The sequence below is a fragment of the Bacillus sp. FSL W8-1141 genome (genome assembly GCF_038593205.1).
Taxonomy (GTDB): Bacteria; Bacillota; Bacilli; order Bacillales; family Bacillaceae; genus Bacillus; species Bacillus altitudinis.
In genome coordinates this window covers 907501-922841 of record NZ_CP151973.1, presented here as the reverse complement: position 1 = coordinate 922841, position 15341 = coordinate 907501, and the positions used below count along the sequence as shown (strand labels likewise).

At 39.6% G+C, this 15341-nt stretch carries 17 protein-coding genes and 1 tRNA gene (1 of these 18 running past the window's edge); 6 read left to right on the top strand and 12 right to left on the bottom strand.

What is annotated here, in order from left to right; genetic code table 11:
• Positions 1-49: 49 nt before the first annotated feature.
• The 6 genes from NSQ52_RS04630 to NSQ52_RS04605 all read right to left on the bottom strand — a co-directional run bounded on the left by NSQ52_RS04630 (position 50) and on the right by NSQ52_RS04605 (position 4883).
• Entirely contained in the window at positions 50-262 is a 213-nt protein-coding gene (locus NSQ52_RS04630) for a hypothetical protein (RefSeq protein ID WP_003211695.1), read from the bottom strand.
• Positions 263-803: 541 nt separating this feature from the next.
• Positions 804-1946 (bottom strand): FMNH2-dependent alkanesulfonate monooxygenase, encoded by a 1143-nt coding sequence (ssuD, locus tag NSQ52_RS04625; RefSeq protein ID WP_047947124.1) that lies wholly within the window; start codon positions 1944-1946, stop codon positions 804-806.
• A 14-nt stretch (positions 1947-1960) separates the two neighbouring features.
• Positions 1961-2749: an ABC transporter permease gene (locus NSQ52_RS04620; RefSeq protein ID WP_225310416.1), complete on the bottom strand. Its 789-nt coding sequence runs from the start codon at positions 2747-2749 to the stop codon at positions 1961-1963.
• 44 nt (positions 2750-2793) lie between these two features.
• On the bottom strand, positions 2794-3783 hold the full coding sequence (locus NSQ52_RS04615; RefSeq protein WP_041093314.1) for an aliphatic sulfonate ABC transporter substrate-binding protein: 990 nt from the start codon (positions 3781-3783) through the stop codon (positions 2794-2796).
• Between the two features lie 14 nt (positions 3784-3797).
• Complete coding sequence (locus NSQ52_RS04610) at positions 3798-4565, bottom strand: ABC transporter ATP-binding protein (RefSeq protein ID WP_096881168.1); 768 nt, start codon at positions 4563-4565, stop codon at positions 3798-3800.
• A gap of 162 nt (positions 4566-4727) precedes the next feature.
• The gene (locus NSQ52_RS04605) at positions 4728-4883 is read right to left on the bottom strand and encodes an FbpB family small basic protein (RefSeq protein WP_034647783.1); all 156 of its coding nucleotides are present in this window, start codon (positions 4881-4883) and stop codon (positions 4728-4730) included.
• A gap of 265 nt (positions 4884-5148) precedes the next feature.
• Here NSQ52_RS04605 and NSQ52_RS04600 point away from each other — a divergent pair, with 265 nt between their 5' ends.
• A complete protein-coding gene (locus tag NSQ52_RS04600) occupies positions 5149-6441 on the top strand; it encodes a homocysteine synthase (protein WP_019743963.1) in 1293 nt (430 codons plus the stop codon).
• A 42-nt stretch (positions 6442-6483) separates the two neighbouring features.
• On the opposite strand, the gene lepB is transcribed toward NSQ52_RS04600, so the two are convergent.
• Both lepB and NSQ52_RS04590 read right to left on the bottom strand, forming a co-directional pair.
• Entirely contained in the window at positions 6484-7050 is a 567-nt protein-coding gene (gene lepB / locus NSQ52_RS04595) for a signal peptidase I (protein WP_039170157.1), read from the bottom strand.
• Positions 7051-7206: 156 nt separating this feature from the next.
• Positions 7207-9150: an LTA synthase family protein gene (locus tag NSQ52_RS04590; RefSeq protein WP_007497007.1), complete on the bottom strand. Its 1944-nt coding sequence runs from the start codon at positions 9148-9150 to the stop codon at positions 7207-7209.
• A 534-nt stretch (positions 9151-9684) separates the two neighbouring features.
• Here NSQ52_RS04590 and NSQ52_RS04585 point away from each other — a divergent pair.
• From NSQ52_RS04585 to NSQ52_RS04565, 5 genes are all read left to right on the top strand, one after another.
• On the top strand, positions 9685-10488 hold the full coding sequence (locus NSQ52_RS04585; protein WP_342473952.1) for a DUF2262 domain-containing protein: 804 nt from the start codon (positions 9685-9687) through the stop codon (positions 10486-10488).
• Positions 10489-10506: 18 nt separating this feature from the next.
• Complete coding sequence (locus tag NSQ52_RS04580) at positions 10507-11196, top strand: DUF1963 domain-containing protein (protein WP_144667013.1); 690 nt, start codon at positions 10507-10509, stop codon at positions 11194-11196.
• A gap of 64 nt (positions 11197-11260) precedes the next feature.
• Positions 11261-11554, top strand: coding sequence for a hypothetical protein (locus tag NSQ52_RS04575; protein ID WP_039170151.1), 294 nt, complete (start codon positions 11261-11263; stop codon positions 11552-11554).
• 117 nt (positions 11555-11671) lie between these two features.
• Positions 11672-11863: a hypothetical protein gene (locus NSQ52_RS04570; protein WP_039170149.1), complete on the top strand. Its 192-nt coding sequence runs from the start codon at positions 11672-11674 to the stop codon at positions 11861-11863.
• A gap of 70 nt (positions 11864-11933) precedes the next feature.
• Complete coding sequence (locus tag NSQ52_RS04565; RefSeq protein WP_039170147.1) at positions 11934-12479, top strand: histidine phosphatase family protein; 546 nt, start codon at positions 11934-11936, stop codon at positions 12477-12479.
• Positions 12480-12521: 42 nt separating this feature from the next.
• On the opposite strand, the gene NSQ52_RS04560 is transcribed toward NSQ52_RS04565, so the two are convergent.
• The 4 genes from NSQ52_RS04560 to NSQ52_RS04545 all read right to left on the bottom strand — a co-directional run.
• Positions 12522-13226, bottom strand: a complete 705-nt coding sequence (locus tag NSQ52_RS04560; protein WP_058337552.1) for a hypothetical protein — start codon at positions 13224-13226, stop codon at positions 12522-12524.
• 119 nt (positions 13227-13345) lie between these two features.
• Entirely contained in the window at positions 13346-14140 is a 795-nt protein-coding gene (locus tag NSQ52_RS04555) for a phosphotransferase (RefSeq protein ID WP_342473951.1), read from the bottom strand.
• A 416-nt stretch (positions 14141-14556) separates the two neighbouring features.
• A complete protein-coding gene (locus tag NSQ52_RS04550) occupies positions 14557-14982 on the bottom strand; it encodes a hypothetical protein (RefSeq protein ID WP_048001794.1) in 426 nt (141 codons plus the stop codon).
• A gap of 278 nt (positions 14983-15260) precedes the next feature.
• A tRNA-Leu gene (locus tag NSQ52_RS04545) sits at positions 15261-15341 on the bottom strand; it runs 1 nt beyond the window's last position.

Here is a 15341-nt window from a genome sequence, read left to right as displayed (position 1 = left end):
TAGCCCTGGTGTCTTATCTAAGAAGTAAAAAGATGAATCCTAAGTATAGCTACTTACATTCAATTTGGACTTTTAAGCCACTTTCCCACTGAACGGCTCCTGTAAAGCTACCCTTGCCGTTTGCTAAACACCAAACTGCTGCTCCTAGAACAACTGTTGCTCCCAATCCAAGAAGGACAGCAACAAATACTAAGAACCAAGCTTGGTCCATAATAGCAGGTTCCATAGTGGAATAGTCAACTTGCGGCGCTGCATAAGTCATACTTTTCACCTCCCAGCTTATGATGATCGTATCATAGGCGTCACACTCCAAACATCAACAGAAGATCCCATTTTTGACCGAACATATTTTCGTGTAAAATGTGACTTTTTATTCAATTATTCATGTTCAACTGTATAAATACTCCCTTTTTTACTATTTTTCACCACAACATAAGAACCACAAAACCCATATATTGTCAATAAATCCATCTTTTTTCTGCCTTTTTTCAAATAGTTCATTTTCATCATCTCTTCTATTTAATCTTTCATTTTTTTGAGATAGAAAGAATTCCCCCGATATATCAGATATAAAAGTCCTAATTATATGTCGTTAACACATCAAATACGACATATTAACTGATAATTCCGACAAAAGAGTGAGCATATTTTCCTTCTTCTCTTGTCTCTTAAAATATGTATATACAAGAAAAACTGTTGGGAAAAAAGCCCTTGCCTTCTTCCACAGCACATATCATTTTACTTGCTTCTCTTTCTATAAAAAAAGCAAAGCAGCCCGACAAGTATGACTGCTTTGCTTTCATTTATGAGGAACTTGCAGCAGAGGCTGTATCAGGAAAGTAATTGTTCCCAATAATTTCACCAGCAGGAACGTGTGGTCCTGCATCACCATTTCTTTTAAATGGGAGAAGCGGGAAAACAAGTTCTGCTAAATAATAAGATTCTTCTAAGTGCGGATAACCAGAAAAGATAAATGTATCAATACCTAGAGACTGATATTCTATTATACGTTCTGCTACTGTATGCGGGTCCCCGACGAGCGCTGTTCCTGCCCCGCCTCTAACTAAGCCAATGCCCGCCCAAAGATTAGGGCTAATTTCAAGCTTCTCTTTATTCCCTTGATGTAATTCAACCATTCGTTTTTGCCCTACTGAGTCCATCCCTTGTAAAGTCTTTTGCGCATCATCAATAGTCTCTTGATCTAAATGACGAATCAGATGTTCCGCTGCCTGCCAAGCTTCATCTTCCGTTTCCCTCACGATCACATGAAGTCGAATACCAAACCTCACCGTTCTTCCCTCCTTTTCAGCCTGCTTTTTCACTTGTGCGATTTTCTCTTTTACTTGTGCAGGCGGCTCGCCCCAAGTTAAATAAACATCTGTATGTTTTGCAGCGGCTTGAATGCCTGCTTCTGATGATCCTCCAAAAAAAACGGGTGGATGTGGTGTTTGAGCTGGTGGAAATAACAGCCGTCCATTTTGTGTTTGCAGATGCTTCCCTTGAAACTGAACATTCTCTCCTTTCAATAACCTCTTCCAGATGGTCAAAAATTCTTCTGCTGCCTCATAGCGTTCATCATGAGAAATGAATAGCCCGTCTCCTTCAAGTTCTTCTTTACTTCCTCCCGCTACAACATTGATCAGCAGTCTCCCGCCTGAAAGCCGATCAAATGTGGAGGTCATTCTAGCAGCAACAGATGGCTGCATCAACCCTGGCCGAAGAGCCACAAGAAACTTTAAATGGGTTGTTTCTGCAGCTAAAGCGGCCGCTGTCAGCCATGGATCTTCACAAGATCTACCAGTAGGCAGCAAGACCCCTGTGTACCCAAGCTGATCGGCAGCTTGAGCAATTTGTTTAAAATACGGATAGTCTGCCTGTCTTGCCCCTTTCGAAGATCCTAAATAACGCCCATCCCCATGCGTTGGAATAAACCATAGAATATTCATCATATCGCCTCCTATTATTTTTCACCTTGATAACTTGTGCGCCATTTGAGCAGTCGCTTTTCTAACAGCCGTACAAATGAATCAGTCATCTTACCAACTACCGCAAAGATGATAATCCCTACAAACACTTTATCCGTTTGCGAGAATTGTCTTGCATCCATAATCATGTAGCCAACTCCACTACTCGACCCCATCAATTCAGCCACCACTAAACCAAGCCAGGCAATGCCTAATGAAAGCCTCACGCCCAGAAGAATATGAGGAAGGGCAGCAGGTAAAATGAGCTTTGTGATATTTTGATACAGATTAAACTCTAAAGCGCGAGCCACATCGAAAAGCTTGTTATCTACACTGCGAATTCCTAGAAAAGTATTGATATAGATCGGAAAAAAAGCCCCAAGTGCAATCAATAAAATTTTCGCTGATTCATCAAAACCAAACCAAAGAATAAATAAAGGAGTCACCGCTAAATGAGGAACTGTTCTCAGCATTTGCAAGGTCGGATCTACATACTGCTCGGTTTTCCTAGAAAAACCGACACACAGACCCATCGCAAGTCCTAAACCTCCCCCAAGTAAAAACCCGCATATTGCTCTGTAGAGACTGATGTAAAGATGGCCAAACAGCTCACCGGAACGAATCAACTCACGAAAAGATTCCGCAATGACAGTGGGTGCAGGTAGTACAGTAGAAGAAACGATTTGGGAAGCAGCAGCTCCCTGCCAAATCGCAATGAGTAAAGCAGGTAATACAAGTCCTTTTAACATGATGAAGGATGAAGCTTTTCTCCTTTTTTTCTTCATTCGCTCAGTTTTAGTCACAAGGGCTGGGTTAGATGCAGCTTTCATCAACTCTTCTCCTCTTTCAGCATTTTTTCAATAAACGAATTATCTACCACCTGATTGACATCAATCTTCCGCTGAATCGCCTTTGTTTGATATTGAAAATCAGCTGTATGCTGCTGAGCGTTTATGATCTTCTTAGAAATGGGCTCATTGAGCGGCTCTGTATTGTTTAATACTTGTGTCACCACCTTCTGATCTAATTGTTTCAAACGAGCATAAAGTGTAATGGCTTCCTGTTGATGGTCTTTCTGCCATTTCACCGCTTTGTCATATACTTTTAAAAATTGCACCACTAGTTCAGGGTACTCATCGGCAAACTTGGATCTGACAAGTGTGAATCCAGGTGAATATAAATCGGTCGCTTCTCCATTAACCAGTAGCTTTGCTCCCTTTTCTATCGTTTCAAGTGATAAGAACGGCTCCCAGATCGACCAAGCATCAACTGATCCATTTTCAAACGCAGATATTGCCTCATCCGGCTGAAGCTGAATGATCTGAACATCCTTTGCAGATAAACCAGCCTGATCTAATACTTTGTATAAAAAGTCAAAACCACTGCTTCCTTTGGCAACGGCGATTTTTTTTCCTTTTAAATCTTCTACTTTTTGAATCTCACTGTTCTTATTCACTAAAATCCCATTCGCCTTTAACCCATCCTGAGATAAACCAATTTCCTTAAAATCAATACCTGCTGCCTGACCAGCTATAACAGGTGAATTACCAACCTGTGAAAAATCTAATTGATTGGCGGCGAGTCCTTCGAATTGGGGAGGACCACTTTGGAACTCCACCCACTTGACTTTCACACCTTCTTTTTCAAATGATTGCTCAAACCACCCTTTTTCCTTTGCTAAAAGAAGTGGGCTTAGACTTTGCTGAATCCCAATCCGAATCTCTTTCGGCTTGTCTTCTGATCCATTCGCTGCTTGACCACACCCAGCTAATACAAGGAGGATACCCAGAAAGAGAACGATCCTTTTTTGCCTTTTCATTCAATTTGACCTCCTTAAATTCCTGAGCCATTCGTCAGTAACAGCTCATCTGTTTTCTCAAATTCTGAAAGCACCTTTTGTCTTAAGCTCTGAAAAGCTGTTGACGTTCTATTCCGCGGGAATGGTAAGTTCACGGGAAGGATTTTATGAATTCGACCGGGTCTTGCTTGTAACAGCACAATTTCATTGGCTAAATAAATGGATTCGTCAATATCATGAGTGACAAGCACCATCGTTGTTCTTTTCTCCTGCCAAATATCCAGCAGTACATCCTGTAAGTGTTTCCGTGTAAATGCATCTAGCGCACCAAAAGGTTCATCAAGCAATAAAATCTCCGGATCACGCAGGAGTGCTCTTGCAATAGCAACACGTTGTGACATCCCGCCTGAAAGCTCATGTGGATAGGCGTGTTCAAAACCTTTTAACCGAACAATTTCAATTAATTCATCCACTTTGCGGCGAACAGACGCCTGTTTTAAATTGAAATTGGCAGCGATATTTTCTTCGACCGTCAGCCATGGAAACAAGCGATGCTCTTGAAAGATAAAGCCCTGTTTCATTCCTGGTTCTACCACACGCCTTTCTCCTATCACGATCTGCCCATCATAATCTGTATCAAGGCCTCCAATCATCTTCAGCAATGTACTTTTCCCGCATCCGCTCGGACCAATCACCGTCACGAATTCACCAGGAACGATGGTGAGTCTTACGTCTTCAAGCACTTGAATGGTTTGTTTGTCTTTCCAAAAAGACTTATCCACAATATCAATGGAAATAGTCATTGCAAGTTCACTCCTCTTGTCATCAGATAAATACACAGAAAAGCCCTTATCCCAAAAGAGAGATAAGAGCCTTCGTGTTGTCCGATCAGCTATTCATATTGAGTTGTTAGCACCATCCTAAATCATATTATTCCTATAAATCAACTATATTTTATAAAATGGTTATTTCGACCTTGTATGCTTTTCATCAATACGATCGTAAATTTCTTCTATTCGTTCTTGATTGCTGTAAATCTCATATTTGTTCCGCTCAATCAAAATGTCTAACGTGATATCCAAATGTTTTCTGTATTTTTTTCGTTTTTTCTTTTTCTCCATCTTCAGCTTCCCTCCTGATTAAAATAAAAAAAGGCCCTTCACTCATGCCTGAGTGAACGAGCCTTCGGTTGACCGATCAGCGATTCTTGTTGGTATTTTCAGTATGCTTATGTTAATACATACTATTCCGACATGTCAACTATATTTATTGTTTTTTCAGATTTATCTAAAAAATGATTGACCGGGCAGTAAACAAGATTTATAGTCTTATTAAATATTTCTTATTAAAGTAGTTGGTTTTATCTAACAAAAGGAGGATACACACATGTCAGAAGAACTTCAATTTCGTTTAGAAACAAAAGCAATACACGCAGGTCAAGAACTGGATTCAGCCACCTATTCAAGAGCTGTACCTATTTACCAAACAAGCTCTTTCGGTTTTAGAGATAGTGAGCATGCGGCGAATTTATTCGGACTTCAGGAACCCGGTAATATTTATTCACGTATTATGAACCCGACAAATGATGTGTTTGAAAAACGGATCGCTGAGCTTGAAGGTGGAATTGGTGCACTTGCTGTCTCCTCAGGACAAGCAGCGACCACTTACTCCATTTTAAACATTGCGGGAGCTGGAGACGAAATCGTATCCTCCAGCAGTCTGTATGGCGGCACATATAATTTATTTGCTCATACCTTGAAAAAACTTGGAATAACAGTAAAGTTTGTGGATTCCTCAAACCTTGAAGAACTTGAAGCAGCCATTACAGATAAAACAAAAGCAGTGTATGCAGAGAGCATCGGAAATCCAAAAGGCGACATTTTACATATTGAAGCCGTATCAGCCATTGCACACAAGCACCACATCCCTCTAATTGTGGATAATACACTTGCCAGCCCTTATTTGTTAAGACCGATTGAATTTGGCGCAGACATTGTCGTCCATTCAGCGACGAAATTCATCGGCGGCCACGGCACATCCATTGGCGGAGTCATCGTCGACAGCGGTAAGTTTCCTTGGGGTGATAGCGATAAGTTCAAAGGCCTGACTGAACCAGACCCAAGCTATCATGGCCTGACGTATACGGAAGCAATTGGCGAAGCGGCTTATATCACAAAAGCACGTGTACAGCTCTTACGTGATCTAGGGGCGGCTTTATCACCATTCAACTCATTTTTACTCTTGCAAGGCTTAGAAACCTTGCATCTACGTCTTGAACGCCACAGTGAAAATGCATTGAAGACAGCACAATTTTTACAAGATCATCCTCTTGTAGAATGGGTCAGCTATCCAGGTCTTGAAGGCCATGAATCCTTTGAGCTGGCTCAAACTTATTTACCAAAAGGACAAGGTGCCATCCTCACATTCGGCATTAAAGGTGGCAAAGACGCAGGAAAAAAACTCATTGATTCGGTTCAGCTTTTCTCACATCTTGCAAACGTAGGCGACTCTAAGTCACTCATCATCCACCCTGCCAGCACAACGCATCAGCAATTAAGTGAAGCAGAGCAAAAAGCCACAGGGGTGACACCAGAACTTATTCGTTTATCTGTTGGAACAGAAGCGATTGAAGATATTCTGGCAGATCTAGAACAGGCGATTTCAAAAAGTCAGTCTTAACCAAACAAAAAAAGCACACGCCTGTGTGCTTTTTCTTATTGATTAGTGATTGATTAATCGAATATCTTGGAAGGGATAAAACACGAATGATGTTGTCCCTTGAATGTCACTCTTTGTAAAAAGACCTAAACCATTGCGACTGTCCATTGAGTTTTGGCGATTGTCACCCATGACAAAGTACTTTCCTTTAGGGACTGTAAGAGGACCAAAATCAGGTGTCAGCAAGGTGCCATCTGCGGCAGCTTTCTTTTTGTTTGATGCTAAATAAGGCTCCGCCACTTTTTGACCGTTCACATATAGCTGGTCATTTTTCATTTCGATTTTATCACCAGGTAAACCAATCAATCGTTTCACATAGTGAGTACTGCGGTCTTCCCCATCAAGAACAATGATCTGTCCGCGTTTATAATCGCCGAAGTAATCGACTGTTTTATTCACAAACACCCGCTCTGTATCATGCAGTGTCGGTTCCATAGAAGTCCCCTTCACAATATACGGTGCGAATAAAAAGTTACGAATGATAAAAACAGCAATAAATGCGATTAAGATGGCTTTGATCCAGCCCCATAATTCTGATTTCTTTTTTTGTGTTTTTGTATTTGTTGTCATAAGCTCCTCCTGAAATCCCCTAGGACAAAATGAGTTATCGCCAGCTGACCGCTGACGCCACGCTTGTTTCTCCCTAAATATAAACATATTTTGCCAACAAATCAAGCTGTAAGAGAGAAAAAGGCAAGCACCTTTCTGTGCTTGCCCAAAACTCAGTTAGTTAGCAGAAGAATCCGCTTCTGTCTCTTTGTTTGTTTTACCATAGAAATAATCAGATGGATTCACTGGTTTAAAATCAGATAGCTTATGGAATCGAAGAAGATCCCTGTACAGTACTTTATCTGACAGGCTTAACTGATTATCAACACGGGCTTTAATCGCTTCTGTCTTTTTGTTTTGTTTCACCACTTTACCCGTTTTTGTATCGTAGACCGTATTATCTACAAGGGTATATTTTGGTGTCACATAGTTTCCGTTACGGAATGCAACAGTTTGATCATGCTTCTTAGAGAATAAATCTGTTCCAAAATTCACGTACTCATTTGAATCAATACCTTGTAAGTGAAGAAGCGTTGGCATCACGTCTACTTCACCGCCATACGTATGATTCACGCCGCCTTGTTTCCCAGGGATACGAATCATGAGCGGTACACGCTGATTTTGTGCATTTTGATATGGCGTAATTTCTTTCCCTTGAATCTCACTCATTGCACGGTTATGGTTCTCAGAAATACCGTTATGGTCACCATATAATAGAATCACTGAGTCTTTATACAGACCCGATTTTTTCAAGTCCTTAAAGAATTGTTCTAATGACTCATCCAAGTATCTCGCTGTTTGGAAATAATTATCCACTGTTTTATCGCCAGTTGTTGCCTTAGCGATTGTCGCATCTTTCTCATCTAAATTAAATGGATAATGGTTGGTCAATGTCATTAAGTGTGCATAAAATGGCTTTTTCATTGATTCTAACATTGGGATTGATTCTTTAAAGAATGGTTTATCCTTCAGACCCATGTTTACAAGGTTTTCTTCATCCATGTTGTAATAAGATGCATCGAAGAATTGATCAATTCCCATATGTTTATAAATCGTGTCACGGTTCCAGAAAGATTTATAATCCCCGTGAAGCACTGCACTCGTATAGCCTGCTTTTTGATCTAAGATGGCAGGAAGTGATTGGAAGGTATTTTCACCTTTTGTCACAAACGCTGCACCCTCTGGCAAGCCAAACATACTATTATCCATCATGAGCTCAGCATCAGAAGTCTTCCCTTGACCAGTCTGGTGGAAGAAGTTATCAAAATACGTAAAATCTTCTTTTCCATGAGCTAGTTTGTTTAAAAACGGCGTCACTTCTTCTCCATTTAACTTGTAGTCAATTAAAAATGACTGGAAGCTTTCTAAATGGATTTTGATGATGTTTTTTCCTTTTGCTTGACCAAAGTATTCTGCATTTGGTTTCGCATAGTGAGAGGTCGTATAGTTCACGACATCCGTTAAATCATCACTACTCGCATTTGCTACCTGCGTTGCATTTTGTGCGGTTTGCACGCCGTCATAAATCGCATAGTTATAAACACCTAAATATTTCACAATATACTTATGATCAAATGTTCTCGTCAATAATTCTGGACGATCTTTTTCAGCTAAGTGTAGGTTAACGAAGAACAGTCCAACACCTGCAGCCACAATCAGCAGTGCGAAAGTTTTTTTCATTTGGAACTTCTTCACTTCTGGTCTCCAAATGACAATGGCAATTAAAATGATGATATCAAGGAAGTACAAAAGGTCATGCGGCTTAATACTTGCTAACACACCGCCGGTCATACCTCCCCCAAGATTACCGGCTTGTTTCATTGTCGGGAATGTTAAAAAATCATCAAAGAAACGATAGTACGCTACATTCGCATATAAAAGTGCGGTCATAATAAAATCAATGACAATTAAAACAATGGCCGATTTACGCCCCTTCAAAAAGAGAGCAAGTCCTAAAAACACGATGGCTGAACTGAATGGATTTAATAAGAGAAGACCCTCTTGAAAAGATCCCTTCACTCCTAAATTAAAGTCCATTTTGTAGGCTGTGTAAGATTTTGCCCAAAATAGAAGAACAGCCAAAACAAAAAAGCTATATTTGTTCGCAAATATTTTTTTCATAAAACCTCTTCTTTCTTATTTTCGATCTGATATAAATGAAATCATAAAAAATTTACATTGATTTTGCAAATGTAAATCTTCTGCACCAAGCATTCCGATGCTCTTTTCTCCGCAGGTTACATGTGCTCCTTTAATATAACGAATAAGAAGCATCATAAGTTTCAAAAAAAATACGAGTAAATAAAAGGAAAAATATCCATTTACATTAAATTTACTGCCGCTTCATGTTTCAGAGAATGATGAAGGTTTTGTAAATCACTCAGTACTACTTTACTTTTTTCATCTAATCGTGTCAAAGTAATTATAAAGAAAAGGAAGAATCACCTAGGCTTTTCGACTCACTTAGCCAAATTTATACAAAATCCGAACCGATTTGCTTTTTTATTGTGACTCAACCTCCAGCAATCCATGTATCCTCTCTGCTGCCACAAACCTAAAAAACAGTTTTAAGTAAAAAAAGCTTGATTTCCCCTGCCAATGTACGGTGTGATAAAGGTATAGCTCCATCAAATAAATCAAGCTGGGGGACATCCTATGAAATCAAACAAACAAATCCACATATTTGAACAAAGATTCTCAGAAGAAGTGATAGACATCATGGCTGTTACAGGACCTTCTGGAGTCGGCGCAGGAAAAGCAGGAAAAGAGACTCTTTGGACTGCTTCAATCCCGCTCATTGCATGGAAGGAAAAAGACCGCATCATAACCGAAAAAGTGAGACTGTGCTGGTTAACAGATGAAAAGGGACTACGAGAAAAACAAGCGCAATTACATAAAGAATCTATCGTCACACTTCAAGTACGTAAAGGTGAAGATGAATTCATGCTCGTTTCACTTGTTGATACAGATACTGAAGATAAGGAACTTCAAGAAATATTAGAAGAAGCTCAACAACCTATCTTTTACCACGATGACAAGCAGGGTACCTTTGAATTAGTGAAAGGACTAGACTTATTTGAAACAACCATCCAGTGGGGCAATGAGGAGTGCCTTCTTTACTTCAATCTTGAAGAAGAGGAAGAAATGAATGACTCTCTGAAAACGGCTAGACAACTCGTAGAAGAGCAGACATCATGGGATGCCTCCATGAAGTCATATGCAGCAAATCAGCTGATTGAACTAGCAAAAGATTGGCAGGAACAAGACGACTCCGCTGAACATTCAGAAGAGATCACACCGGATCAATTTATCAGCCGCATCTCTCTTGAAAGCCTCCATGCTTATCCAAATGGAGAATTCGAAGCCTACTATCATGACGGAGATTTATTTTGGGGACATGTCATCATTGTCTCTGGCAATATGAATGGAACATTTCAAGATGCACACATTGCTGGCTAAAGAATGGGGGATGGATAAATGAAGATCAAAGCTTTTGACGAATTAAATCAACTAGGAAAAACACCTATTGTAGCCAAAATAGGCGGGTTTCGCCCTGATCCTTCTAAGTACAGCTGGTTTGCTGGTCATTTTTTCATCCAACGTGATAAAGGGTGGCCGACAGATCAAGATGGAGCTATGATTCCCATTTTACAAATGTATTTACCCGAAGTACCAGGGGGAATGAACGGCTTTGATGAATGTAAGATGATTCAAATTTTCATCAACAAGAAAACCCTTCCGATCGATATCGCCAAAAACGGTGATGGCTGGAAACTCATTGAATATTCATCAATGGAAGGATTAGAAATCGCTGAGACCCCTGAAGACGTGAAAGGAATTAAACCTTTTCAGATAGAGTGGCTCGAAGGGGAACAACCGGATTATCCATGCTGGGAGGAAGCTTGGTCATACGTTGACTTATCAGAGGTTAATGAAAGTGAAGAAGCGACAGATCATTTCTTCGAACATTACTCAAACTACTCGTTCACAAAAATCGGTGGATACGGAGCTTACATCCAATCTCCTCCCCACCAGATGTCAGGAGAATTCATGCTACAAATCGCCTCAGAAGAAAAACCTCGGTTCATGATTGGTGATAACGGCACGATGTATTTCTATTACGACAAACACAATAAAGAATGGTTCATGCACTGGGATTGTTTTTAAAACCAACTGTATGGAACCATTCCCCTTTCTAAACGTAATAAACGATATGAAGGGGGCCAGTGATATGGGATTCATTTTAGACATCTTCAATCTTGCTCTGTATATCCCTTTTTTACAGGTAGATGAAGATGATATATCACGGAATGCAGCACAGCTAAAAAAATACAGCTGGTTTCAAGCGTTATTAAGTGATCAAACGAGCAGAGAGCTGATCATTTATGATCAAGAAGTCCGCCGTGTAATTGGTCAATTTAAGACGAGTAAACTCCATAAGAAACCATACAACATCAGATGCGAACGAAAGGTACAACAAGCCATACACCGTGCCATGTCAAAACATGGAAAGAGCCGCACTTAGCTGTGGCTCTTTCCGTACAAATGTAATAAATCCTTTTGAAGAAAACAATTGACGCTCGGACAACTCTCCCCGTATATTATGTATAAATCCATCTTTTTTTAGAAAAGGGGGCCTCACATGCACTTGTTTAAGAACTGGAGAAAAAAGCAGCACAAACAGCCGATTACTTCAGATACGCAAGAAGACAGCATCCCAATTAATTTTTCCACCCTTCCCTTTGGCACAGACACCATAGATGATTTTTTGTTCAACTTAGACCTAACCTCAAAACTGATAGATCCATACAAAGAAGCAGACACGAACAAATAGAACCTAAACTTTCGTGAACCCTCATCCAATATTGGATGATTTTTTTATACTTAGAGGAAGGTGTCCCCCTATGAAGACATATTATTTCGTCAGACACTGTCAAGCAGATGGACAATCCGAGGATGCGTCTTTAACGCCTCAAGGCATCACACAATCGCATGAACTCGCACAGTTTTTTTCCGGCATTCAGCTCAACCACATCATCTCAAGTCCTTATAAACGAGCGATTCAAACCGTTGAGCCCCTTGCTCATGCCAAACAGATCAAGGTACAAATGGATAAGCGTCTCTCTGAACGTAGGTTAAGCAGTCAACCAATGAAGGATTGGTATGAAAAACTAAAGCTCAGTTTTTCGGACTTGCATATGACCTGTGAAGGCGGAGAATCGAGCCAAGAAGCGATGAATCGTATTGTAGAGGCACTCTATGAACAAATAAAATTAGGAAGAGATCATACTTTATTCGCCACTCATGGCAATATTATGAGCCTGCTTCTAAAACACGCCGATCCTGCAATTGGATTCAAGGAGTGGGAACAACTAAGCAATCCAGATGTCTACATCCTGAAATATTTTAAACCAGACCATGTAGAAATAGAAAGAATATGGCATAAATAAAAAAGGCAGGGTTGATCCCTGCCTTTTTCTTATGAAAAACAACTATTGGTGATAGTAAAATGTCTGTACCCACTCATAGGGCTTCTTACGATCCGCACACCATTTCACAAAACCTCTTGTCTGCGTCTGCTGAAATTCCTTCCAGTCCGATAAAAGCTGGTTATAGTAGACTGCTAGTTTTTCAACATTGCTTTGAACATTTTTATCTTCGATCAGTTTCATGACATCTTGAATCCCTTGAATTCGCTCATGATCTTTCTCATAGGTGCTTAAATAAAGATCTTCATGTATATGATGAAACGAATACCACAAAGCCGAGAAATAGGTTTCGCAAATTTGAACAATCACTCGCTGCTCTTTGCTGCCTCCCATCTCTAGTGCCTTCAATAAATAGGGCAGCTCTTCCCCCTGATGCACAAACAAGCCTTGCCAGCGATACGGTCTCACATCCATTGGATCAATATTTTCCCACTCTCGAAGAACAGGATGGATCACCCCATGTACCAATGGATACACAAGCAAATGATGACCATCCTCAAAACGTTCAATGTAATCAAACAGCCAAGCAACAAATGAACGCCGTGCTGTAAATTCGTTCTTATTCATCTCTTCAACAAAAGACTGAAGAACCTTTAACGCATCTTTACGCAGACCCTGTTCTTTCCTTACACAGTACTGTCTAAAAAGCGGATAATCATGTGATCGCTCATCTTCAATCATAGTCTGTAATATCGTCTTCATTTGCAAGATAACAACTCCGCCTCTTTACATTCATTCTATTGAACTATTATAACCAATTGTAACATCCACATGAAACTAGTAAAAAGATGAGTTGTCCTTTTTCTTTTATAAAACCCTTGGCATCCTCAAATCCATTCTTTTCTGTGTTCATGAATGAATTGTATGTCTTTTTGATAATGTTCAAGGTGCCCGTCATGAATCATTTTTTGAAAGGCTCTATCCCCTTCATTCGCTTTTCGCTTCATGTATTGACATAAACCTTCTAAACGCAGCAACACCATGTCCACATAATCTTCTGGTATTTCCTCACCATAAGCTTCAAAAAACAGTTTGACTCTATACTTTATATGGGCTGCATGCTCTAACGAATGATAATTTACGACCTCCCCTGTTTCAGTACGAAAAAACCTACTGAGAGGGACACAAGTATAGAGAGTATATGCAATATCCCAAAGCCTTGGACCAGGGGCGGCTACATCAAAATCAATGATTCCCACTGGCTTTTTATTTTTGAAAATGATGTTGTACATCGCAAAATCATTATGGCACACAACCTCTATGTTGTTAGGGGTATTGTCCATTCGTTCCCAATCGTCTGAATTGGGAAAATCACTAACAGCATCATGATACAGTCTAAGCATTCTCGCTATTTCTTTTAAAGCATTGTGAGAGCACATGTATTTTTTTAAGGGATCATGACCGGCTACACCTTCAATGAAGGACAAGATCTCTCTACCTTTTTCATCAACCCCTAAAAACTTTGGAGCATAGGAGAAATTCTTCTTTTCTAAATGCTTTAGCAGCTTTTGTATATTCATATTGTCTGACTTTACCTCTCTGCGAACCGTATCTCCCGAACGATATACGTTCGAGACATTTCCACCTGTCAATAACTCTTCATGATCATTTTGTTTTTTCATAAATTCTCCCCCCAAAATAGGTCACAATGATGATGCCAGCTAAAGATGTGTATGTACCCACAAATATTCATTTAGTTACACAAAGGTAGTTCACTGTTTTATGTGAATGCGCTACTCCATTTTGATTCCTTATATGGTTAAATGTATCTTACCAAATGTTGCAAATCATCAAAAGTTTATTCTGTTAAAAGTAGTACATGCTCATTCTATTCTAATAGGATTCTATTTTCATCTAAATAACTCATTTAAACCACAAAAAAACGTTTCACCACGAGGGTGAAACGTTGGGTTCACGGTAAAAACCAAACTTTTAATAGATACCGGTGGCCGGAGTCGAACCGACAGTCCATGATAAATGATTCCAAAAAGGCAAGGTATACCCTCTGAAAGTAAAGCAGCCGTTAATGAAATAAGAATTAAAGTTCTTCTTGATATATTGCTGATTTTATCGGCTTTAAAGTCAAAGGAATTTTAAACTCATGAATACTTTCAATATGATTAAAAAAATGATCTATATCGTCATAATCCATTGACCATTCTTCTACCACCTTTAACTTTTTTAACTCGCTTGTTGGTTTAAATAAAAATTCACAGTGCAGTTGTTCCATGTGAGAATAATCATCTTCTTCATAAATTGTAAACTGACGTACAAAATCAAGATGAAATAGTTCCTCTCCCGTAAAATCATAGACACCACACTGAAATAAAATTTCTTTATCTTCTTCGCCCTCAACGGTCTCCTTTGAAAAAGCCTTAAATGTTTCCCAAACCTTTTTTATCTCATCGGTCTCTTCACCGATGCTATCTTTAAGATAACTTTCAGCATTTTTAACCGTAATCATTACAACACCTCCTATGTACGATTGATCCAATCCATCTTCAATTGTCCTGCCCCTTTAGTTTAATCATAAGGTAACCATCATTAAAGTAAAAGTTAATCTCCTTAGAATGGCCCTCAGCAAAAACCGTTTTTTCACCATTTGAAGTAATTTTGTCATGTGAAAAACTAGCTAAAAACAAATAAAAAACGCCTCTCTACAATCTGTAGAAAGACGTTTTAAACGTTAATATTCTTTAATTCTTCTGTAATTGACGATAATAAAGAATATCTAAAACTAGATACCGGTGGCCGGGGTCGAACCGGCACTCCGTGAGGAACACGATTTTGAGTCGTGCGCGTCTGCCAATTCCGCCACACCGG